This is a genomic window from Pseudomonas paralactis (assembly GCF_001439735.1).
Lineage (GTDB): Bacteria > Pseudomonadota > Gammaproteobacteria > Pseudomonadales > Pseudomonadaceae > Aquipseudomonas > Aquipseudomonas paralactis.
On the sequence record NZ_JYLN01000005.1, the window covers coordinates 480,345 to 503,888 of the forward strand.

General features: G+C 56.9%; 13 protein-coding genes. 6 read left to right on the top strand and 7 right to left on the bottom strand.

The features are described from left to right. Positions 1–768: an SDR family NAD(P)-dependent oxidoreductase gene (locus TX23_RS16150; RefSeq protein WP_057703052.1), complete on the bottom strand. Its 768-nt coding sequence runs from the start codon at positions 766–768 to the stop codon at positions 1–3. Positions 769–789: 21 nt separating this feature from the next. Next, entirely contained in the window at positions 790–2,439 is a 1,650-nt protein-coding gene (locus TX23_RS16155) for an AMP-binding protein (protein ID WP_057703053.1), read from the bottom strand. A gap of 228 nt (positions 2,440–2,667) precedes the next feature. Between TX23_RS16155 and TX23_RS16160 the strand changes: the two genes are divergently transcribed. The 5 genes from TX23_RS16160 (at position 2,668) to TX23_RS16180 (ending at position 13,011) form a co-directional block, all read left to right on the top strand. Then, the gene (locus tag TX23_RS16160; protein WP_057703054.1) at positions 2,668–3,561 is read left to right on the top strand and encodes a bestrophin family protein; all 894 of its coding nucleotides are present in this window, start codon (positions 2,668–2,670) and stop codon (positions 3,559–3,561) included. A 134-nt stretch (positions 3,562–3,695) separates the two neighbouring features. After that, positions 3,696–4,754, top strand: coding sequence for a tetratricopeptide repeat protein (locus tag TX23_RS16165; protein ID WP_057703055.1), 1,059 nt, complete (start codon positions 3,696–3,698; stop codon positions 4,752–4,754). Positions 4,755–4,957: 203 nt separating this feature from the next. Then, the gene (locus tag TX23_RS16170) at positions 4,958–6,460 is read left to right on the top strand and encodes an ATPase domain-containing protein (protein ID WP_057703056.1); all 1,503 of its coding nucleotides are present in this window, start codon (positions 4,958–4,960) and stop codon (positions 6,458–6,460) included. Beyond that, on the top strand, positions 6,457–8,127 hold the full coding sequence (locus tag TX23_RS16175; protein ID WP_057703057.1) for an ATP-binding protein: 1,671 nt from the start codon (positions 6,457–6,459) through the stop codon (positions 8,125–8,127). The genes TX23_RS16170 and TX23_RS16175 overlap by 4 nt, the downstream gene beginning before the upstream one ends. Positions 8,128–8,439: 312 nt before the next feature. Continuing rightward, positions 8,440–13,011 (top strand): hypothetical protein, encoded by a 4,572-nt coding sequence (locus TX23_RS16180; protein ID WP_157243923.1) that lies wholly within the window; start codon positions 8,440–8,442, stop codon positions 13,009–13,011. A 41-nt stretch (positions 13,012–13,052) separates the two neighbouring features. On the opposite strand, the gene TX23_RS16185 is transcribed toward TX23_RS16180, so the two are convergent. From TX23_RS16185 to TX23_RS16205, 5 genes are all read right to left on the bottom strand, one after another. Further along, positions 13,053–13,430, bottom strand: coding sequence for a response regulator (locus TX23_RS16185; RefSeq protein ID WP_057703059.1), 378 nt, complete (start codon positions 13,428–13,430; stop codon positions 13,053–13,055). Between the two features lie 78 nt (positions 13,431–13,508). Beyond that, complete coding sequence (locus TX23_RS16190) at positions 13,509–14,702, bottom strand: hybrid sensor histidine kinase/response regulator (protein ID WP_057703060.1); 1,194 nt, start codon at positions 14,700–14,702, stop codon at positions 13,509–13,511. Further along, complete coding sequence (locus TX23_RS16195) at positions 14,696–15,295, bottom strand: chemotaxis protein CheB (protein WP_057703061.1); 600 nt, start codon at positions 15,293–15,295, stop codon at positions 14,696–14,698. Before TX23_RS16195 ends, TX23_RS16190 begins: the two co-directional genes overlap by 7 nt. After that, positions 15,292–16,122 carry a CheR family methyltransferase gene (locus tag TX23_RS16200; RefSeq protein ID WP_186560003.1) on the bottom strand — a complete coding sequence of 277 codons (831 nt, stop codon included), beginning with the start codon at positions 16,120–16,122 and terminating at the stop codon, positions 15,292–15,294. Before TX23_RS16200 ends, TX23_RS16195 begins: the two co-directional genes overlap by 4 nt. Further along, the gene (locus TX23_RS16205; protein ID WP_057703062.1) at positions 16,123–19,620 is read right to left on the bottom strand and encodes a response regulator; all 3,498 of its coding nucleotides are present in this window, start codon (positions 19,618–19,620) and stop codon (positions 16,123–16,125) included. A gap of 279 nt (positions 19,621–19,899) precedes the next feature. On the opposite strand from TX23_RS16205, the gene TX23_RS16210 reads away from it, so the two are divergent. Continuing rightward, complete coding sequence (locus TX23_RS16210) at positions 19,900–23,484, top strand: YopT-type cysteine protease domain-containing protein (protein WP_057703063.1); 3,585 nt, start codon at positions 19,900–19,902, stop codon at positions 23,482–23,484. The last annotated feature ends 60 nt before the right edge of the window (positions 23,485–23,544 follow it).

Here is a 23,544-nt window from a genome sequence, read left to right on the forward strand (position 1 = left end):
TTACTTGGCGGCCATGCGCAAGGCGCCGTCGAGACGGATCACCTCACCATTAAGCATGCTGTTTTCAAGGATATGTCGCACCAGCGCGGCATATTCGTCGGGTTTGCCCAGGCGTGGCGGAAACGGCACGCCGGCGGCCAGAGAGTCACGTACTTCCGGGGTCATGCCGGCCATCATCGGGGTTTCGAAAATGCCCGGGGCGATGGTCATCACGCGGATCCCGAAACGCGCCAGTTCCCGTGCGGCGGGCAAGGTCAAACTGGCAATCGCGCCTTTGGACGCGGCATATGCAGCCTGGCCGATCTGCCCATCGAACGCCGCCACCGAGGCGGTATTGATGATCACACCGCGCTCGCCGTCGGCATTGGCTTCGGTTTCTGCGATCGCCGCAGCGGCCAGGCGCAACAGGTTGAAGCTGCCGATCAGGTTGACGTTGATCACCTGGGCAAAGCTGGCCAGCCCGTGAGGGCCGTTCTTGCCGAGGATTTTCTCGCCGCGCACCACACCCGCGCAGTTGATCAACCCATGCAAGCCTCCAAACGCCTCGACAGCCGCTTTAACGGCCGCTTCGGCAGCCGCTTCCTGACTGATATCCGCGACGGTGCTGCGGGCGTTGTCGCCCAGTTGTGTGGCCTTTGCCGCAACCGCGTCGGCGTTCAAGTCCACCAGCATCACCTTGGCACCGGCCGCGATGAGCATGTCAGCCGTGGCCGCACCGAGGCCCGAGGCACCGCCGCTGACCAGAAATACCTTGTTTTCAATCTGCATCGTTGTTTCCTTTGAAAGGGATCAAGCCACGGCCGCCTGGGCCTTGGCTATTTCCTGATTGCGCAAAATAAAGCGTTGCAGCTTGCCGCTTGGGGTTTTGGGCAAGTCGCTGACAAATTCGATTTCCCGTGGGTAAGCATGAGCGGCCAGGCGCTGACGTACATGCAGGCGCAGCTCTTCGGCCAGTTCCGGGGTGGCGCGGTATTGCTCGCTGAGCACCACGAAGGCTTTCACCAACTCGGTACGCTCAGGGCAAGGCTTGCCGACCACGGCGGCCTCGATCACCGCCGGGTGCTCAACCAGAGCGCTTTCCACATCGAACGGCCCTACGCGGTAGCCGGAGGTGGTGATCACGTCATCGCTGCGCCCCACAAAGCTGATACTGCCATCGGGGTTCAACTCCACGGTATCGCCGCTGAGGTAGTACTTGCCGACGAAGGCTTTGGTCTTCACACCGTCGTAGCCGGCGAACCAGCACATCGGCGATTGCTCGCGGTCGATGGCCAGAATGCCCGGTTGGCCGGCGGGCAATTCCTGGTAGTTGTCATCCAGCACCACAATGCGATGCCCGGGTGAAGCGAACCCCGCCGAGCCCACATGCACCGGATGCGTCAGGCCGTGGTGATTGCACAGCACCATGCCCAGCTCGGTCTGGCCGTAGTGATCGTGGATGGTCACGTCCAGGTTGTCGGAGAACCAGCGGATCACCTCCGGGTTCAACGGCTCGCCGGCACTGCTGACGATGCGCAGCTTGCCCTTGATTGAGCGGGCGAACTGCTCACCGCCTGCAATCAGCAGGCGATACGCCGTGGGCGAGCCGGTCAGGTTGGTGATCGCGTATTTATTGATGACCCGGCAGGTGCTTTCCAGGGTGAACGGGCCATCGTAGAAAGTGATCGGATGCCCCATGGACAACGGCCCGGTTACACCGAAATAGATGCCGTAGGCCCAGCCTGGGTCGGCGACGTTCCAGAACGCGTCCTCAGGGCGCAAGTCGACGGCGTCGCGCATGTACCCCTGGAACGCGACAATCGCCTTGAGCGGCACCGACAGCGCCTTGGAGGGGCCAGTGGTGCCCGAGGTGAACATCAGCAGGAACGGATCATCTGCGCCCAGCAACACCGGCTCGCAGACGTTGGAATAATTGGGCAGCTCGGCCCAGAAGCTGAAGTCGCCACGCACGATGCCCTCGCCCTTGGCCCCGGTGACCGTGACAATGGTCGGGCAACCGGCGACTTCGGCCAGCTTGGCGCGGTTCACCGCGTCGGTGACCACCAGCGCGGCGCCTGAGCTGGTCAGTCGATGTTCAATGGCCTTGGGGCCGAAGGCCGTAAACAGCGGCTGATAAACCGCGCCGATGCGCCAGGTGGCCAACACGACCACCAGCAATTCGGCCGTACGTGGCAACAGCCCGGCCACCTTGTCACCGCGCTTGACGCCCTGTGCGAGAAGGAAATTGGCGAAGCGTGCGGCCTGGTCCTGCAGTTCGGTAAAGGTCGACGTGGAACTGCGCCCGTCCCGGCCCTCCCAGAACAATGCGATGCGCCCCGGCAGCGCATGGCGGTCACAGCACTCCACGCAGGCGTTGAGCGCCTGCAGGTTGCCGGCCAGTGCGGCATCGACAGTGCGCTGATAATCAAACTCGGTGGTGGCGGCCAAATACTCACGCATCGTTTCAATCCTTCTGTGTTTTTATTTTCAGGACTTTTAACTGGATAAATCGGCTGAAATAGTCGCTCCAGAGCGTTGCAGGGGCAATGGTCAAAGCCTTCAACTTGGCTGACTGGTTTGGCCAACTGGCGATCATTGATCCCAACGATCAGACGGTCGATCCAAGTGATTGGACGCTCTGCATACCAGCTTCTACCCTGATGGCCTGCACTCTTACAGAAGCCTGCCATGATCGTTCGCCCCAAGCCCAACGTGTTGGGCATCCTGTTTTCCCTCAAGGGCTCGATTGCCAAGCGCATCGCCTGGCGCAGCCTGTTGGTCACGCTGCTGGCTTCGGTCATTGTGCTGGTGGAAACCCTGCACCCCGCTTACTTTTCCAGGGTCAACGCCACGCCCTTTACCTTGCTGGGCTTGTCGTTGTCGATTTTCATGAGTTTTCGCAATAACGCCTGCTATGACCGCTGGTGGGAAGGCCGCAAGCAACTGGGGCAAATGATCATTGAGGTACGCTCGCTGATTCGTGAAACCCAGGTGCTGGGCGACACCCCCGAACGGGCCGGGCTGCTGCATGAGCTATGCGGTTTTGCCCATGGCTTGATCGCGCATTTGCGCCATGAGGATGAGGTGCGCGCCATACAGCCCTGGGTCACCGTGCATCCGAGCCACCCCAACCTGCCCGACAGCGTGCTGCAAATGCTCGGTGCGCGGTTGTGCGTGCTCGCCCGGCAGGGTGTGATCAGCGAATGGCGCTACACGCAGCTGGAAGCCAGGTTGGTCAGCCTCAGCCAAGTGCAGGCGTCCTGCGAGCGCATCAAGACTACCCCGCTGCCCTTCCCCTATACCTTGCTGCTACACCGCACCATTTACCTGTTCTGCATCCTGTTGCCCTTCGCCATGGCCGAACCGCTGGGCTGGTTGACACCGGTGTTCACCGCGATCGTCAGCTACACCTTCTTTGGTTTGGATGCGATCGGCGATGAATTGGAGGACCCATTTGGCTTCGACGAAAACGACCTGCCGTGCGATGCCATCCTGCGCACCCTGGAGCGCGAGATTCTTGCGGCTCTCGGTGAAGCCGACTTGCCTGCTGCGCCGCAGCCAGTGGATTACGTACTGACCTGAGGGTGGCAAGCAAGCTTGCTAGCGCTCCCAAAAAAGCCTGAGACTGCTGCGCATCACCTGCGGGTTTGACACTCGCCCTGCACTGACCGAAGCTGATGGCTTTGTACTAGCCACCAAAGCTTTCGGACGCCCGCATGTCAAAGTCACGCCGTAACGCCATCATCGGCCTGTGCGCCCTGTTGTTGATCGTATCGACCCTTTGGTTTTTCTCTCGCTCCCCTCAAGCCACCGTGGCCCCCGCCATTGCCCACGGTTATTCCAAGGCGTTGAAACAGGCGCAGAACGGCGAGCCAGGCGCTGCGCGCGTGTTGTACCAACAGTTGGGGCGGCCTGATCTGTCGCCTGAGCGCCGCGCTGCCCTGCACGCCCAATTGCCCAATTACCCCAGCCCCCAAGCGTTGAAGCTGGCGGATAAGGACCTGGCCGATGAATCTGCGCTGGTACGTGAGGCGGCGATCCACAGCATCGTCGGCCTGGTGCCCACCGGCCAGCGCACACTGTTGCTTGGTCCGGTGCTGGATGATCCCGAACAGTCGGTGCGCTTTGCTGCGGCCAATGCCCTGCTCGGCCTGTCGCCAGACACCCTGGGCTTGTATTTCGGCCCCTTGCAGCAGGTACTCGACGAGTTTGTGAAAACCCTCAAGGCCCAGCCTGAAAGCGCGCAAGGCTGGATCCAGCTGGCGCGTCTGTACATCCACAGCGCCATGCTGGCTCCGGCGCAAGACGCGCTGGAGCAGGCGATGCGTCTGGAACCGGACAACCTGCAAGCAGGCGTGGCGCAAATCGAACTGCTGGACAAGCAAGGCAAAACCGAAGAGTCGCGCCAGCTGTTGGCGCAGCAATTGGCGGCGCATCCGGAGTCGGCCTATCTGCAACATGCCTTGGGCATGTGGTTGCTGCACCACGGCGAGCGCCCTTATGCTTTGCTCGGCCTGTCCAAAGCGGTGGAGCTGGAACCGAACAATCAGGATTATCGCTTTGACCTGGCCACCACCTTGCATGACCAAGACGAACTGGAAGCCGCCCAGCGCCAGTTGGAAGAGATCGTTCAGCGCCACCCGGCCAATCGCAAAGCGCGTGTACTGCTGGTCAACTACTGGAAAGAGAGTGGCCAATTGCAGAACGTCCAGGTGCTGCTGGCACAGTTGGAGCAACAGAACCCGGATGATCCGGCGCTACAGCAGGGCCTGTAGGAGCGAGCTTGCTCGCGAAAAATCCAGAACACCCTGTTTAACCAGCATACCCGCGTTATCGTTGACGTTCTTCGCGAGCAAGCTCGCGCCTTCACGGCTGCAATTGTGAAGAAACGTTGAACCGCCACAAACCGCTACGGTCAAGTGAATATGGCGCACCTTTTCGGCGCGCACCCAACTTGTACGTGACCTGAGGGCACTTCTTGTCTACATCCAATGCGCTTTTAAGTGAAAAGGCGGCCACCGGCATCGAAGGTCTTGATGACATTCTTTCCGGCGGGCTATCACGTAGCCATTTGTTTCTCCTTGAAGGTGAGCCGGGCACCGGTAAGACCACTGTCGCCCTGCACTTCTTGCAGGCAGGGGCGAAAAACGGTGAAAAATCCCTGTATATCACCTTGTCCGAAACCGAGCGGGAACTGCGCCAGGGTGCCAAGTCCCATGGTTGGGACCTGGACGACAACATCCATATCTTCGAATTGACCCCACCCGAAAGCCTGCTCAATGCAGAGCATCAGCAGAGCTTGCTGTATTCCTCCGATCTGGAGCTGGGCGAAGCCACCCGACAGATTTTCGAAGTAGTGGAACGCGTCAAACCGACCCGCGTGGTGGTCGACAGCCTGTCGGAGATTCGTCTGCTGGCGCAAAGCTCACTGCGCTATCGCCGGCAAATCCTGGCGATCAAGCACTACTTCGTGCGTTATGACGCCACAGTGTTGCTGCTGGACGACCTGACCACCGAATCGCTCGACAAAACCGTACACAGCGTGGCCCACGGCGTCATTCGTCTGGAAGAACTGACCCCCAACTACGGCGCCGAGCGCCGTCGGGTGCGGGTGGTCAAGTATCGGGGGCAGAAATACCGTGGCGGCTTTCATGATTTCACCATCATGGGCGATGGTGTGCATGTATTCCCGCGCCTAGTGGCCGCCGAGCACCGTGGAGGCTATAAACGCGAAACCATGAGTAGCGGCATCAGCGAACTGGATGCGTTGATGGGCGGCGGCATCGAGACCGGCTCCAGCAGCTTGATCCTGGGCCCGGCCGGTACCGGTAAATCGCTGATCTCGATGATTTTCGCCGCCGCCGCCGTGGAGCGCGGGGAAAAGGCCGCTCTGTTCATCTTTGACGAAGAGATGGGCTTGTTGTTTGAGCGCATGAACAACATGGGCATTGATCTGGCGGCGCTGCAAGCCACCGGGAATCTGCTGATCGAACAAGTCGACGCGGCTGAACTGTCCCCCGGCGAATTTTCGCACCGGGTAAGGCGTTGCGTGGACGAACGCGGCATCAAGACGGTAGTAATCGACAGTATCAACGGTTATCAGGCCGCGATGCCTGAAGAAAATGCCCTGATCCTGCATATGCACGAACTGCTGCTGTATCTGAACCGCCGCGGCGCTGCGACCTTCATGACGGTGGCACAACACGGCCTGGTCGGCGACATGCAGACCCCGGTAGACATCACCTACCTGGCCGACACCGTCATCCTGCTGCGCTACTTCGAGGCATTGGGCAAGGTTCGCCGCGCCATTTCGATCATCAAGAAACGCACCGGCACCCATGAATCGACCATACGCGAGTACCGCATCAGCAGCCGCGGCATGACCGTCGGCCAACCCCTGGATAATTTCCAGGGCGTGTTGCGCGGCATCCCGACCTACATGGGCGCCGGTTCGCCCCTGCTCAAGGAAGAGGACGTGTGACCCCGCTGCCTTCTGCCTTCGAACGAGCCATCATCCTTGCGCCTCTGGGGCGAGACAGTTCGCTGGCGCTGATGATGCTCAAGGAAGCTGGCTACCACGGTGTGGTTGCCGGCAGTCTCGACGATTTGTGCACAGCTCTGAACGAGGGTGCGGGCCTGCTCATCATTGCGGCCGAAGCCTTGCGTGGCGTGAACATGGAGCCGTTGCTTGAGTTCCTGCACCAGCAGCCGGCCTGGTCGGACCTGCCTATCGTGTTGATGACCCATCACGGCGGCAGTGAGCAAAACGGTTCTTCACACTTGAGCGGGCTGCTGGGCAACGTGACGTTCCTGGAGCGTCCGTTCCACCCCGTGACGCTGATCAGTCTGGTCAGTACCGCCCTGCGCGGTCGTCGACGCCAATACGAGGCGCGCGACCGGCTGATCGACTTGAGCCAGAGCGAGCTGCGTTTGCAGCGCACGCTGGAGACCCTTGAACAGCAAGTGGAAGAGCGCACTGCGCAACTGCGCAACAACGAGGAAGCGTTGCGCCAATCACAAAAAATGGAGGCCGTCGGCCAGTTGACCGGAGGTATCGCCCATGACTTCAACAATATGCTCACCGGGATTATCGGCAGCCTGGAGTTGCTGCGCAGGCGTGTGTCGCGCGGCAAGCTGGATGACCTGGATAGCCTGATCGACTTGGGCGTGACCTCCGCCAACCGTGCCGCAAGCCTCACCCACCGTCTGCTGGCGTTTTCGCGCCGACAGTCCCTGGACTCCAAGCCGGTGGCGATCAACCAGCTTGTGACCTCCATGGGCGAGTTACTGCAGCGCAGCATCAATGAAAGCATTGCCCTCGACATGCGTCTGGACAATGCCTTGTGGACCGCCGAAGCCGATCCCAATCAACTGGAAAGCGCCCTTCTCAACCTGGTGATCAACGCTCGCGATGCCATGCCCGGTGGCGGCCGCCTGACGGTTGAAACCACTAACCGGCACTTGGACAGCGTGTTCACTGCCGCTTACGGCACGTTAAAGCCGGGTGATTATGTAGAACTGAGCGTCAGTGACACCGGCTGCGGCATCCCGGAACACTTGATGGGCCGGGTGTTTGATCCGTTCTTCACCACCAAGCCGATCGGCCAGGGCACGGGGCTTGGGCTGTCGATGATCTATGGCTTTGCTCGCCAATCCCACGGCCATGTGACCATTCATAGCGAAATTGGCAAAGGCACCACGGTGAGTTTGTTCCTGCCGCGCTGTATCGGCGAGATGAAGCCTCAGGAGACGCTCAATCCAACATCGCTACCCTTTGCCACTACCGGTGAGACCGTCTTGATCGTCGAGGATGACCCGGCCGTACGGGTGTTGGTCAGCACCGTACTCAAAGAGTTGGGTTATGGTTTTGTCGAAGCGCAGGATGCCGACTCAGCGTTGCCGATCATTGAATCAGAGCAACGTATCGATCTGATGATCAGTGACGTAGGTTTGCCGGGTATGAACGGCCGACAATTGGCGGAGATCGGCCGCCAGATTCGCCCGCAGCTGAAAGTGCTTTTCATCACTGGATATGCCGAACACGCGGCGGTACGCGGAGGGTTCCTGGACCCCGGCATGCAACTGATTACCAAGCCCTTCACCTTTGATTTATTGACCGCCACGGTGCGGGACATGATCCAGGCGTAGCCATGCACGCCGCTGTGTAATGAATTGTCATGGCGCCACGTTGAACAGATGGAATCGATGGGGTTTTTTTTCCACAAAACGTTAACGCGTTACGTATGAAAAAAAATTCAAGCGGCATCGATCAGGAGAATTCCGTCAGTGATAACGTCCTCTTCCACTGTAACCCCGTTTATTGTGCAGACCGGAGCCCCGCCTGCCGGGCTCCACGCACAAGCGCTCATCGCCTCTCCCTCACCCATGATCGAGGCACCTGTAGTCAGGGAACCCTCTGATGAAACACCTCAGGCAGCGGGCGACAGGGCCTTGACGAGGATGTATGCCAATGCGCTGAAAAATCCGATCATTGACAAACATAATCTGGATTATAAAAAGCTAAACATTGAAAACATTCCGCCGGACTCTTCGTTCGGGCAATGGCGAAGGCATCTACATAACATTATTCAAAGCCGCGCAATGCTGGAGTGGTCAGTCGATAAGGGCATTGACCTATCCTTCCCCCTCAAGATCAATGCCCGCGACGGCACCCTCATTTCCGACTCGGCGGGCGGCGCTGTTAGTGTCTATGACTTTCCTGGCTGGCCTCTGCTCATCAGTGCTGCCAAAGCGCTCACGCCCTACGGCGGGGTTGTTACGGTAGGGAAAAGTGATACCGCCCAAGTGCAAGACATCGCTTTTTTTTACCACAAGCATGTGCCCATTGATCGCGCCACTCCCAAGCCCGCTCAGAAGGACATCTTGAACGCGTATGCTGAACAAGTGCTGGAAGGGCCCCCTTTCGAACCAGCCGATTTGCATAGCCCTTTCAGGGAGAGCCTGAGTCTGCAACAGACTCAATTGGGTGACTTGAATAATCGCAGGGCTGTGAGTGGTCAAATAACAGCCAGCCTTGTTGCGAAGCTGGGAAGGCTATCGAACTCCGTAATGCCCTATGGCACTGCCGAAGAGCGCGCACAACCTTTTGGCTCGGACCAGCAGGAGGCATTGAAAAACACCGTATTTACTGTCGATCCCGCCTCATCCTATTTTCGAGAACACAACCTGATGCCAGGGGCGACCGTAAGTCTGCACCGATTTATGGAAGATCAAGGTATAGAGCTACCCACCAACTATGACCAGCTCATGGGAGTGGCCAAAGCATTGCTAAGTGTACCTGCGGTAAAGCCTGCTCTAGGAGATCTGGGCGGTGCGCTTTCCTGGCCAACGCTGTTAAGCAACGAAGATCAGCGCAAGCTTCATTCTGTAATACGCCATGATTTGAAAGATGAGCAAGACGACCACTTGCTCGCTCATTGGACCCGTAACGTTCATTGGGAGGCCGGCACCCTCAATGATGATCCTCATCAAGTACTTAACGACATTCTCAAGTCCACCAAACCACGGGTTTTGGGCATGAGAGCAAGGTCAGAACTGGGCGAAATAGCTTCGCCTGACTCTCTCATGGAGTGGATGCTTGCCGCGCTTCAAACTTCCTTGGACAGCGAAAGCGTGTTCACGAACCCGCCCGCCTCAACGAGAACCAAGGTCGCTGGATTCGACTTGGCCAGCCCCTACCTCGGGGGTAAAAGTGCATCCGCCCTACGAGGCGCCCTGAGTGATCACTTGATTCGTGTAGGAAAAGCCACGGTCCGAACCGCTCCTCTCGCTGTGTTTGTGCTGTTGTCTCGCAAGGCGCCGGCGCTCCTGGTTAAAGAAATACCTGAGGAAGTGAAATTTGGCTCGCACACCTGGGTCAGTTTCAGCACTGCGGTGGCCCGTATCGAAGCTCAGGCTCCCGGCTCCACGAGCAAGATGACCTTTGCACAGGTTATGACCCGCGCTGAACAAATCCCGCTTTATCCTGAAGACAGGCTCACTGAACAGTTGGCGCAGAATGAGGCTCTGAAAGACTGGGGCGTCGTAAACGGTATCTTGGATGCCAGCGACGATGACATATATACAGACGCAAAGATGGATGAGGTACGCAACGCATTCAACGAGCAAGTGGCTGAGTTGAGCGCAGCCTCCACGGCTTTTGCAACGCAGATGCCAAAGTTTCATGAAAAAGCGCTGAAACAGTTGCAGTCGCTTATGCCGAATCTATCTCTGGATGATCTTCAGGATAAATGCATAACCCGCGATACTGCCCGGTATGACTCACCTGGCCCTTATTCGGTGTTGGATTTGTACCTGACAGACAGGCTCAAACCCAGCGATATACAGTGGCGCTCAAGCAATATCAAAATCAGCCTGCCCGCCATTCGGGTGAGATTGAGTACAGAAACCTCGTCATTATCAGACCTAAAAACTGAATTTGAGCGTGAGTTTTCCGCTTACGTTGATGGCCATGAAGCAGCAATCAGTGCGCAAACTAAACATTTAATTTCATCGCTCCCCTTGGCTGACCGAAAAATGATTGAATATGGGCAGCTTACGGTGGGTCAATACTTTAAAGTTTATCGAAGCGCTACTACAGGCAATCTAAACAGCTTTGAGCAGGCGCCGGGCAGGATTTTTTTGCATAGCAAGCTCGATGAAAATACATGCACTTATGAAATAAACTGGTATGAAAATACTATTACAAAGCGCGATGACCTGAATGACATTAAAATTGCCCCCCTTCCCCCCAAAACCAGAGCGCCTATTCCAAGAGGGATGCAACTCGGCGATTCGTTTTATCTTCTAGCACCCCTTGACCCTCCCGGTAACTACACCGACAAACTACTTGATGAAAAAGATGACGCCAGGACACCCAGGAGTTTCTTCAGCGAGCGAACACGCTACATCGCGGATGCGAAGTTGAAAATTTCCGACATCCCGTCATACAAAGAGATGGCCCAAGGCATGACGACGTTCGACACTGAAGTATCGACCAATAAAAAAGTAGGTGAGTTTTTCCTGAACCTTGTTCCTTTTTACTCTGCGGTCAATAACTTCGCGCAGGGCAAAGTGGGCGAAGGTATTGCTGACCTTGCCCTTGATGTGTTCGGTTTTTTCGTTGCCTTTGGCGCAGCCGCCAAGGGGGTCAAGGCTCTGAAAGTGGGATCATCCGCATTCAAGTACTTCAAGCATGGCGCCAGGATTTTCGGTCGTGGTGCCATCGGTGCACTCAATCCGCTGGACGGCATTGGTACGCTGGCGAATGGCGTCGCGACTGCCGGAAAAAACCTGGTCAAATTAGCCGCCCGTCAAGTCGCAAAGTGGACAACGCCAGAAGCTTATAATGTGATAAAAGCGTTGAAAGGTTTTGATTCCGGCGCGATAGGAACCGCTAAAATTCATGGAGAACTCGTTGAAACTGTCGCTGCGCAGAAGAACGGAAAGTGGTATGCGATTGATACAGCTACCCGGCAACCCTACGGGCTTCCCCTCAAGGACTTCTTGCCCTCTGCACGAATAAACGTGGAAGAATTTGGTCGATGGGCGAGTGCGGCCGACCCCGGAAAAAAAATAAGCGATGAGATAGTCAATAAGTGGAAAGGCAGCGTTACAAAGCATCGGGGAACGGCGGAGTTTGATAATGGTTACTCTATCGGCGCGTCTAACAAAGTGCCTGGCCTGGATAAAGCCAATAAAATAGAAGACATTATGAAGTTGGCTGGCGACAGCACGCTCACTGCTGAGCAAGTCGGCATTATCGCAAGAAAATACGATGACATTGCGTACAGGTTTGGACGCTCCGGTTCGGCGCGGTTCATTGACAATATAGAGCCTCGCTTCGGTACCGTGATCCCGCTGCCACAAGTCGTCTATCTGACTCAGACATTACAGTTGTCTGACGGACAGTGCGCTGCGCTGTCCAGAATAATGGCAACCGCCATGGAGCATGGAAAGGAAGCTGAGTTCATCAAAAACCTCTACACCGCGGCGGCGTTTCCCACAGACCCGGCCTCCCGAGCATTTACTCAAACATTGAGAAAGCTTCAGAACCAAGTGGGCGGACAAACCGCTTTCCATGCCGGAAAAACACCTAGGCAGCTTTCCTATAAAGATATGATAAAAGAGTTGAGTGACTCCCCCGCTCAAAAGTCGTTAATGATCGACTCGCCAGGCCATGCGATGACGGCCGGGGTCAAGGTGAAGGACGGTGAAAAGGTATTTTGGTTTTATGACCCCAATTTCGGCCTGGCAAACTTTTCGACCGCCGAAGCAATGGAGGGTGGCCTGACTCGACTTTTCCATGATAAAAAACTCAACGCTCAATATAAAACCCACAGCCTTGACAGGAATAATCTGGAGTTCAAGGTCTTTGAACATGATGATGCCTGGGTTCAAAAAAACAGTGTGTTCGGCGCTGATGTCAAAGGTTTATACGACGTACCACTGATACCTTCAGGTCTGCCACGCAGCGTTACAAACGAACAGTTGAAATTCAACTGGGAGAAACTGCACGCGAACCCCGAAAATCAGGGATTGATATGTTACGAAGCATCCATGCGCGTGGGGCAAGCTGAAAAAACTCTTTCGCCTCAGGTATACGATACCGTTCTAGCCGCCACAAATCGCAAAAGCGCCAGCAACTACTCAGCCGGTTATCTTGAACTCATGGACATCAAGCCCGACAACCTGAAGACCACTTTCAACCCTGCCGACATTACCGAGTCGGGGCTTATTAACTTCAAATACGCAAATGAAGGGGGAGATTTCGCTCATACGGTGTATATACAAAAAGCCAGTAATAATGAGTTATTTCTTTTCAATACCAATAGCCCGGACCTGGACTTGGCGATGATCAAGAGTGGCAATCCTCCACAGATCAGCGGCGGAATGACCGTCTATAAACTCAGTGATGGCAACCACAAAGGTCTTCAAGACTTCATCGACGGCGTCGGCGCCAACGTCGGCTGGCAATATGCTTACACGCCTGCGAGTAAACTGAACGCAAATGTTCGCAAGGCCCACTCTTGATTGGATAAAATGCGCGACGCCCCTACATGGCGTCGCTCATTTCAAGCCAGCAACCGCTGGATATGCTCCTGCAGCGTATCCAGATCAAACGGCTTGGCCAGAATCGGCGCATTGCGCGTGATCGGGCTGTTACAGTCGAGAATTTCCTGCGGATAGCCGCTGATAAAGATCACTTTCAATTCCGGTCGCAGTTTCAGCGCCGGCTCGGCAATCTGCACCCCGGAAATCCCGCCAGGCAGGCGGTAATCGGTGACCATCAGGTCCAGGTGCGGCTTGGTCGCGAGGATTTCAAAGGCCTGCTCCCCATTGATCGCCTTCAAGACCCGATAACCCAGGCCAGCCAGGTATTCACCCAGCACAAACATAATGGATTCGTCGTCCTCGACGATCAGTACGACATCTTGCGCATCTTCACTCATGGGAAGCCTTTGTCCGGTCAATTGCTGCAGTTACGACCATGGGGTCACGCAGAGGTTGCGTCGGGCTGACGATTGATTTCACGCAGCCGCCTCAAGGGGCAGGCACACGCGAAACAGGGCGCCCTCGCCTATCTGGCTCTCGACCTCAATGGTGCCGCCATGGGCCGCAACAATCTGCTCGGAGATAAACAACCCCAGGCCCAGTCCGGCGGCGGCATGGTTAGCCGAAACCCGCTCGAACTGCTGGAAAATACGTTTCTGGTTCTCTTCGCTGATACCAATGCCACGGTCGCGCACTTCCACGCGCGCCTCACCATGCTCGGTATACACCCGCACATTCACGGGGCTTTTGGCCCCGTAGCGCAGCGCATTGGTCAACAAATTGGTAATCACCTGCTCGATACGGAATTCATCCCAGTTACCTTCCACGGTCTCTTGGGTCACCAGTTGCATTGACGATTCGGCAGCGACGACCTGTGGCTCGAAGTTGTGCACCAGGTCGCGCACCAGCCGCGTCAGGTCAAAACGCGCCGGGCGGATGGACAGCTTGCCGGTGCGGATGCGCGACACGTCGAGCATGTCCTCGATCAGGCGGATCAGGCTTTTGATCTGCCGCTCGTCGCGGTCGACCATGGCGTGCATCTTGTCCAGGGTAAATGCGGCGGCGTTGTCGCGGGCCAAGTGCATCTTGCGCAGTTGCGTTTCCAGAATCAGCCCGTTCAGAGGCGTACGCACTTCGTGGGCGACAATCGACATGAAGTCGTCACGCATACGCACCGCCTGCTCCAGCTCGGCCTGGGTAGCCTGCAGGCGCGTGAGCAACAGTTCCTGCTCGCGGCGGCTGCGCTCCAGTTCCTCGACTTGCAGTTTCATCGCCTTGCTCTGGCGGTACAGGTCGACGAACACATTGACCTTGCTCTTGACCGCGTGGATATCCAGCGGTTTGTGCAGGAAATCAACGGCCCCGCTCTCATAACCCTTGAAGGCGTAGTTGAGTTCGCGGCCGGCGGCGCTGACGAACACAATCGGGATGTTTTTGGTCTTTTCGGTACCGCGCATTAGTTCGGCCAGCTCGAAACCGTTCATGCCGGGCATCTGCACGTCGAGAATCGCCATGGCGAATTCATGTTCCAGCAACAGGGACAACGCTTCGTCGGCACTCAATGCCTTGAAGACCTGGCGATCCTCGCGCTTGATCAGCGCTTCAAGGGCCAGCAGGTTTTCCGGCAGATCGTCGACGATCAGCAGTTTGGCCTGGACAGTACTTAACATGGGAAGGGTTCCAGGGAAGCCAGCAATGAGCCGATACGGCCCAAGGAAAGAATATGGTCGGGTGTGTGCAAGGCCAGGGCCGCCAGAGGCATCACGGCGATCCGGGCTTCGGCAGGGTCTTGTACCACGGTGGTGCCCCCTGATTGTTTGACGTGGGCCAGCCCCAGCGCGCCGTCCTGGTTGGCGCCGGTCAGCAGGATCGCCAGCAGGCGCGGCCCATACACATCGGCGGCAGAGTCGAACAGGAAGTCGATGGCAGGCCGGGAGTGGTGCACGCGATCCTCCTGGCTAAGGGACAGGCTGCGGTCGTGCTCCACCGAGAGGTGATAGCCAGGCCCGGCAAAATACAAGGTGCCCGCCTCCACTGCTTCCTTGTCCTGAGCTTCCTTGACCGGAATGTTCAGGCGCCGCGCGAAGACCTCCGCCAGTTGGCTGCGACGCTCATCCGGCAGGTGCAACACGGCGATGATCGGCAGGCCGAAAGTGCCAGGCAGTTGACCGAAAATGCTCAGCAACGCCTCGACGCCACCGGCGGAAGCGCCGACGACGATGGCTTCAATTCCACGAATCGGAGGTTCATGCGCCTCGCTCATGATTTACGGTAGATCCGTTCCTGTTTGACCAAGGGTTCGAATTGCTTGCTGTAGGCGGAAAAATCCAGGGTTTCCTTGCTGCCCAGCACGAGAAAGCCGCGATGACACAGCGACTCATGAAACAATCCGAATGCGCGATCCTGCAATTTTTTATTGAAATAAATCAATACATTACGACATGAAATTAATTGTGTTTCTGAGAAAACACTGTCGGTCGCCAGGCTGTGGTCGGCGAAGGTCACGTTCTCGCGTAGCGTCTTGTCGAAGATCGCGTAATCGTAAGCTGCGGTGTAATAGTCGGCAAATGAACGTTGCCCACCGGCCTGCTGATAATTGGCGGTGTAGGCGCGCACGTTCTCAAGGGAGAAGATGCCCTGCTTGGCTTTCTCCAGCGATGTCGGGTTGATGTCCGTGGCGTAGATTATCGTGCGTTCAAGCAACCCCTCTTCACGCAGCAGGATGGCCATGGAGTATACCTCCTCGCCCGTGCTGCAGCCGGCGATCCAAATCTTGATCGACGGGTAGGTCTTGAGCAGTGGCACCACTTCCTGACGGATGGCCAGGAAGTGCGACGGGTCGCGAAACATCTCGCTCACCGGGATGGTCAGAAATTGCAGCAGCTGCATGAACGCCGCCGGGTCGTGCAGCACCCGCTCCTGCAGCGCCGAGATGGTCGCGCAGTCGAACTGGCGCAAGGCGTGGGCCACGCGCCGTTTGACCGACGCACCGGAGTAGTCACGAAAGTCGTAGCTGTACTTGAGGTAAATCGCCTCAATCAACAGGCGCAGCTCAATGTCGCTGCTTTTGTCCAAAAAACACTGCTCCACTTAAATACGTTCCATCTTCGGTAGCCATACGCGAATCAGCGAGAACAGACGGTCCAGGTCAATCGGCTTGGCCAGGTAATCGTTGGAGCCGGCCGCCAGGCAGCGCTCCTGATCGTCTTTCATGGCCTTGGCCGTCACTGCAATGATCGGCAGTTTTTTCCAGCGCGGGTCCTGGCGGATCAAGGCCGTGGCCTCGTAACCGTCCATCTCCGGCATCATCACGTCCATCAATACCAGGTCGACATCCTCGACTTCGTTGAGTTTGTCGATCGCTTCGCGTCCGTTACGCCCGATCACCACCACGGCGCCCTTGTGCTCCAGCGCGCTGGTCAGGGCGAAGATATTGCGTACATCGTCGTCCACCAGCAGGATCTTGCGCCCCTCGAAGACCTTGTCGCGGCTGCGGGCGGTCTTGAGCATCTTCTGGCGGTCATGGGACAGCTGGGATTCGACTTTGTGCAGAAAGAGTGTGACTTCATCCAGCAGGCGTTCAGGTGAGCGTGCGCCCTTGATGATGATCGAGCGTGAATACTTGCGCAGTTCAGCCTCTTCATCGCGGGTCAGGTTGCGCCCGGTGTAGACGATCACCGGCGGGAACGAGCAGATATCTTCGGTGGCCATGCGCTTGAGCAACTCATTGCCGAGCATGTCCGGCAGCTTGAGGTCGATGATCATACAGTCGTAGATATTGTTGCGCAGCAGGTCGAGAGCTTCCTGGGCAAAGCCTACGGCGGTGATTTCAATATCATCGTCGCCGATCAAGCGGGCGATGCTGTCGCGTTGCAGGTCATCGTCCTCCACCAGCAGCACGCGCTTGACCTTCTGAGTCAGCTTGGCTTCCAGACGGGCGAACACGTCCTTGAGTTCTTCACGGGTGGTGGGTTTGACCGCATAGCCGATGGCGCCCATGTGCATCGCGGCTTCGACGCGGTCTTCCACGGAAATCACGTGTACAGGGATGTGGCGGGTGTTGGCGTGCTCTTTGAGACGCTGCAGCACGGTCAGCCCGGAATGATCCGGCAGGCGCATGTCCAGCAGAATCGCGTCCGGGATGTATTCCTCGGCGAGGCTGTAGCCTTCGTCGGCCCCATGGGCGACCAGGCAGTGGTAGCCCAGCTCATGGGCCAGGTCGTACAGGATGCGCGCAAAGTTGGGCTCGTCTTCCACTACCAGGATGCAGCGGGTGCTGAACGGCGCTTTTTCACGGTCATCGGCAAAGCGTGGGATCAGTTGGGCGTCGGCAACCGGCTGTGGCGAAATCCTCACTGGCGCAGGGATCGGTGCGACCACGGCTTGGCGCGGTGGCTCGACGGTCTGTGCGTCTTCCTCGCGTTCCACATATTGCTCGGGCAACACCAGGGTGAAAATACTGCCCTTGCCCGGCTCGCTGGTCACGCTGATGTAACCGCCCAGCAACGCCGCCAGGTCGCGGGAAATCGACAGGCCCAGGCCGGTACCGCCATAACGGCGATTGGTGGTGCCATCGGCCTGGCGGAAGGCTTCGAAGATACTTTCCTGCTGGTCCAGGGCGATACCGATGCCGGAGTCGCGCACAGTAAAGGCAATGCCCTCCCCTGGCGCCCGGGAGACGGTCAGGCTGACCTCGCCCTGTTCGGTGAACTTGATGGCGTTGGACAACAGGTTCTTGAGGATCTGCTCCAGGCGCTGGCGATCGGTGAACAGCAAGGTCGGCGCGCCCTGCTGCACGTCCACCGCAAAGCCCAGCTTGCGATCCGCCGCCAGCGGCTCGAACATCCCCCGCAGGCCGTCGACAAGGCGCACCACACTGGAGTTTTCCGGGCGCACTTCCAGCTTGCCGGCTTCAACCTTGGAAATGTCCAGGATGTCGTTGATCAGGTTGAGCAAGTCATTGCCGGCAGAATAGATCGACTCGGCAAACTTGACCTGCTCGGCACTGAGGTTTTCCTGCGGGTTCTCTGCCAGCAGCTTGGCCAGAATCAACGAGCTGTTCAGCGGGGTGCGCAGCTCGTGGGACATGTTGGCGAGGAACTCGGACTTGTACTTGCTGGAGCGTTGCAACTCATCGGCACGGTCTTCCAGCTCCAACTGGGCCTGGTTCAGCTCGACGTTCTTGCGGTCCATGGCGTCGCGCTGCTCGGCCAGGGTCTGGGTTTGTTCGGCAAGCTGCTCGTTGGTCTGCTCAAGCTCGGCCTGTTGAGTCTCCAGGTGGGCCTGGGATTCCTTGAGGATGCGTGACTGCTCTTCGAGTTCTTCGTTGGCGGTCTTGAGCTCTTCCTGCTGCACTTGCAGCTCTTCGTTGAGCTGCTGGGTTTCGGCCAGCACTTCCTGCAAGCGCTGGCGATAGCGGGCGGCTTCGATGGACGTGCCGATATTGCCGGCAATCAGTTCCAGCAGTTCGACATCGCGCTCATCCAGCGCACGCAGGAAGCCCAGCTCAACCACGCCGTTGACGCGGTCCTCATCGCTGGTCGGCATGACCATTACGCTACGGGTAGCGCCCTCGCCCAGACCGGAGCTGACTTTGAAGTAATCCACCGGCACATCGTCCAGACGAATCAGGCGATCCAGTTGGGCGGCCTGCCCAACGATGCCTTCGTCGTTATAGATCGACTGTTCCTGCTGCTCTTGCTCGCGGGAGAAGCCATAAGTGGCCACGCGCTTGAGGCCGCCGTGTTCTTCGCGCACGTACAGCGCGCCCACGGCGGAGCCCATGTATTGGGCGAAGAACTGCAGGATATTGCGACCCAACATGTTCAGGGTCAGTTGGCCGAGCACCTGTTCAGCCAGTTCGGTCTGGCCATTGCGCAGCCAGGCTTGCCGTTCAAGGCGCCGTGCAATCTTCTGTTGTGACGCGAGGTTTGCGCTGTAACTATCTGAAAGTGAAACTAAATTCTTTCTTCCTGCATAAGCAAGAAAACCGCTCAAGCCCAGGACGAACACCAAATACAGGGTGACGCTGATCACCGTCGTACGGGTGACCTCCTGGTTACGGGTGATGCGAAACTGCTGCTCCATCGCCACCGCGTCTTCGTACTCCCGGCGGATCTCATCCGTCAGACGTTTGCCTCGGCCAGCCTTGACGGCGCCGCGGTAGTCACCGTTTTGGCGCTGCATATCAATCATCGACTGGGCGTACTTGTTCCACTCGCTCTGCAGGGCTTCCAGGCGTTTGAGGCGGTCGACCTGCTGAGGGTTGTCCGCCACCAGTTCCCGCAAATTGCGCAGGTCGGCAATGATTCGCGGCTTGGCCACCTCATAGGGGTCGAGGAAATGTTCATCGCCGGTGATCAGAAAGCCGCGCATACCGGTTTCCAGGTCAACCGTCAGCTTGGACGTCTCATTGAGGTTGTTGATGACCCGATCGGTGTGCTCCACCCACTGGATCACCGAGAGCAAATAGGTAATCAGGCAGACGAAAAACACTGCGCTGAGCACGCCCACGCCCAAAGGCAGGGCCACGTTCCGGCTCAACAGGGTACGGAAGCTCTTTTCATCGACGGACGACGCGGGAGTCATGGGCATGCCTTGGCCAAGTGCGGAAAACCCGGGAGTTTGCCCCAAAGTGGCGCTTGAACGCTATTTTTCTAAGGCCGCAATACCGTAGAAATGTTGTCCTCCAGCAAAAAATACGCCACGCCGTTACGTATTTTACATTCAGTTATTGACGTTATTTCTCACATTCGGGAGTAGGACGTATCGGAACCTACCTACGGAGCTTACCACTCAGGATAGCGTCTCGGGACAAGGAGGCTCCACCAGGAGGGCGCATTTCCTACCCTGAAAGGTTTATCCATCATGCTGAACAATATCGAACAACGTGCTTTTCCCGTTGTATCAACTGTCATTCCATTCCCTGAAACAACACAAGCACTCCACGCCACCCAGGCTCAATCGAGCGCCCCGAACTCCCCTGCCCCCGTCAGCCCGCCACCTCAACGCAAAACCGGCTTGGCCGCCGATCTGGCAGACAAAGAAAATTTGAAGTCACTGGGTCAGAAGCTCCAGCAGATTGCGAGCCAGTTCGGTAAAGAGGCGACGCCTCAGGTGGTACTGGCCGCACTGGGCAGTACCCCACTGGATATTCACCCTGAGTCTTCCTATGCCGATGAAGCGGGTGACAGTGTGACCCTTGAGACCTTCATTAAAAAAATCTTGGGATTGCCTTTGCCCAGTAGCTATTTCCACCTCACAGGCCTCGCTTTTTCTGTGACCAACCGCTCCATGGAGAGCTCCTTCGGCAACCTGGGAGGCGCGTTGTCCTGGCCGGTCCCCTTGAGCACGGATGAACAACGCCGACTGCGCGCTATCACCCTCAATCAAGAGCACGCTTTAGGCGACAAGCCATTGGTGGCGCAAACCAAAGGCGGAGTACTGGAGTTCCTGCGCTATCAGCAATCCATTGCGGCGGGGCCTCGGGATGAACCAGCCAAAATCCTGCAGGCATTGATCAGTACCCCGCAAGCACAGCTGATGGGTAAAGACCTGCAAGAGCGAATGCAAGGCATTTTGAGCGACACCAGCGGGACGGACTATCTGCTGGCGGGCATCGCATTGCAGCTGGATCCGGAGTCGATCACTGCCCCACACCGCAATCAAATCGCCGGCTTCGATTTGGCCAGTCGCGACCATTGGGGCAAACCCGCGTCCGTGGTCATAGATGGCCTGACCCAATGGTTGATCGATAAAGGCAAAACCACCGCGGAATTGGCCAAGGTGGGTGCCTACCTGCTATTGGCGGGCCGCGCCCCGGTGTACCTGATCAAAGACATCCCCGCCAGCATCAAATATGGCAGCCATGCCTGGGTCGACCTGGCGGTCGCTGCCGCAACCATCGAAGCCCGCACGCCAGGTAAAATCCTCAACATGACTTTTGCGCAGGTCATGCTTGAGGCAGAGAGCGCAAGCTTGATGGACCCGAACGTGACCCGAATCGCTCAGCGTGAAGCGTTGATCGATTGGGGCAAAGTCAATGGTCTACCCAGCGACAGCGCTCATCAAAAAGATGATCACCTGTATACCGCCGACGAATTGGCCACGTTGGTCACTGCCTTCAACGCGCGCAGAACCGAGATGGCTGTAGCGGCAGAGGCCTTCGAGATGGACATCCCGTCGCGCAAAGAAATGGCGCGGGCCGTACTTAAAGAGCGCTTCCCCGAGCTGGAAACACTATTTGAAGAGCGGCTGATTCACGTAAGCCGTAAAGAGACGGACTCGGTTGGGCGAGTTCGGTATTCCACCGTAGAAGTAGGCCCTCATTCTCTGTTGGACATCGCCATGATGGACCTCTGCGCTCCCAACCTGGTGTTTACCTCGGATGATCAGCGCATTCCGGTGACACAGTTGAACGCTAATCATCGCTTTGGCGTGCGCGATGCGTTCGAATCAGAATTCAAGACCATCATTGAGAAAAAAAAACAGGGAACCCAGATCTATATAAAACACCTGATCTCCCAATTGCCCGTAGAGGACCGAAAAAACTTCCAATTTGGCGCCATCACTTTTTATCAACAACACTCCAGCACGCTGGGTACAGGCTTCATCGGTTCGACAAATCACGGCAGAAATGAGTCGCTGCTCGTCAAGATTGAACGCGACGGCGTGACGAGCGCATATAAAATCGACTTCAACGCTGGGCTTATCCAAGCGGTTTCTGCAGGGAAAGCGGCACCTAGACATGACCGGCAAGCGAATCTCCTCCACGAAACCAAAGTGTTTCAACCGGCGGGCGCAGACACATTACTCGAACCTGAGCGGGCACCTGCTAGTGGAGCGCCTGGCGATACCTTCGCATCAAGCCGTGTTCAGCTCATCGCAGACGCATTCGTTGAACATATCAATTTCGAAGATAAGGCGCTCAAGCAACAGGCACTGGGCCAGACGACAGCGGACAAAAATCAAACCCGCGCCGATGCCGTGAACGAGTTCTTGCTGGACCTGATCCCGTTTCGTTCCGCGATCAACAATTTCCGTGCAGGTAATATTGGGGCCGGCGCTCTGGATCTTGGGCTGGACCTGTTCGGCTTTCTTACCGCCGGGGTGGGAACCGCAGGAAAGGTCTTCAAGATCGCAGGCACCACGGCATCCCGTTTGGTTAAAGGTGCGCGGGCGGCAAAAGCCATTGGCATGGCGACGATCAGCACACTCAATCCGTTGGGAGGGCTGGGTGACTTGTCGATAGGTACCTGGAACCTCGCAGTACGAGGAAAAAAAGCCGCAATCGCCGGCCTGAAGCGCCTGGGAGCCATAAAAGCGAGCCCCGATTTGGTCGAAGCGAGTAAACGATTCGACGCCACCTCGATAGGCACGTTTAAACATAACAACGTTGTTTTTGAAGACCAAGCGGTTCTCATCAGTGATAAATGGTATGCCTACAACCCCGCCACCCGCCAACCTTATGGCTCGCCTCTGGAGAACTTTGTACCCTCCGCGCACATGCATACGGACGATTTCGGCAAATGGGCGACAGCGAAGGACAACACCAAAAAAATTGACGACGCCACTATCAATAACTGGAAAGCAACCGTTGCCCGTCATCGGAAAGGCCCCGGAGCGCAGGCTTTTGCGGCAGGGTACGAACATGGAAATATCCAACGTATCAACGGACTTTCCAAATCTTCAAAAATTGAAGATTTGATGAAGCTGGCCAATGACAAGACCCTGACTGCGGAGCAGGTAGGCATTCTAACCAGGCGATATGATGACATTGCTTATGAAGTGGGGCGTGCAGGCAGTGCTCGTTTTATCGATACCATAGAACCACGCTTTGGTACTGTGACGCCGATGCCACAAGTCATTTACCTGACCATGACAAAGCAACTGTCTGATGGCCAATGCGCGGCACTGTCGCGCGTGATGGCAACCGCGGTAGAGCATGGAAAGGAACAGGAGCTGATTCGCAATATGTATAAGGCTGCTGCGTTTCCCAAGGACCCCGCTTCGATCGGATTCATGGAGAGGCTGAAAAAACTTCAGAACCAAGTGGGCAATCAAACTTCCTTCTATGCCGGCAAACCCCACCGTCAAGTCACCTATCAGACGATGGTGAAGGAATTGGGCGACGCCACCGCTTCAAAGTCATTAATGATTGATTCGCCAGGCCATGCCATGGCTGCTGGGGTCAAAGTAAACGGCGACGAAAAGGTGTTTTATTTTTATGATCCTAACTATGGGCATGCATCGTTCTCAAGCGCAGACGCGATGGAGAGTGGCCTGGCACGACTATTTAATGACAAAAAGCTGGGGCCTAAATATAAAACCCATGCCGTCGATCGCAACGCTCTGGAGTTCAAGGTCTTTGATCATGATAGCGAATGGCCGATCAAGAACAGTGTTCTACCCGCAGACGTCGAAGCACTATACAACGCCCCCATCTCGTCATAAGGGTCAAGGAAATACTCGTCGCCGGTAATCAGAAAACCACCCACGCCGCGCCGATGCTCA

What these genes read in the sequence shown, in the direction of transcription:
- TX23_RS16210 (WP_057703063.1), top strand. Translation starts at nt 19,900, where the DNA reads ATGCTGAACAATATCGAACAACGTGCTTTTCCCGTTGTATCAACTGTC.
- TX23_RS16185 (WP_057703059.1), bottom strand. Translation starts at nt 13,430, where the DNA reads ATGAGTGAAGATGCGCAAGATGTCGTACTGATCGTCGAGGACGACGAA.
- TX23_RS16195 (WP_057703061.1), bottom strand. Translation starts at nt 15,295, where the DNA reads ATGAGCGAGGCGCATGAACCTCCGATTCGTGGAATTGAAGCCATCGTC.
- TX23_RS16180 (WP_157243923.1), top strand. Translation starts at nt 8,440, where the DNA reads ATGTATGCCAATGCGCTGAAAAATCCGATCATTGACAAACATAATCTG.
- TX23_RS16155 (WP_057703053.1), bottom strand. Translation starts at nt 2,439, where the DNA reads ATGCGTGAGTATTTGGCCGCCACCACCGAGTTTGATTATCAGCGCACT.
- TX23_RS16205 (WP_057703062.1), bottom strand. Translation starts at nt 19,620, where the DNA reads ATGACTCCCGCGTCGTCCGTCGATGAAAAGAGCTTCCGTACCCTGTTG.
- TX23_RS16150 (WP_057703052.1), bottom strand. Translation starts at nt 768, where the DNA reads ATGCAGATTGAAAACAAGGTATTTCTGGTCAGCGGCGGTGCCTCGGGC.
- TX23_RS16165 (WP_057703055.1), top strand. Translation starts at nt 3,696, where the DNA reads ATGTCAAAGTCACGCCGTAACGCCATCATCGGCCTGTGCGCCCTGTTG.
- TX23_RS16190 (WP_057703060.1), bottom strand. Translation starts at nt 14,702, where the DNA reads ATGTTAAGTACTGTCCAGGCCAAACTGCTGATCGTCGACGATCTGCCG.
- TX23_RS16160 (WP_057703054.1), top strand. Translation starts at nt 2,668, where the DNA reads ATGATCGTTCGCCCCAAGCCCAACGTGTTGGGCATCCTGTTTTCCCTC.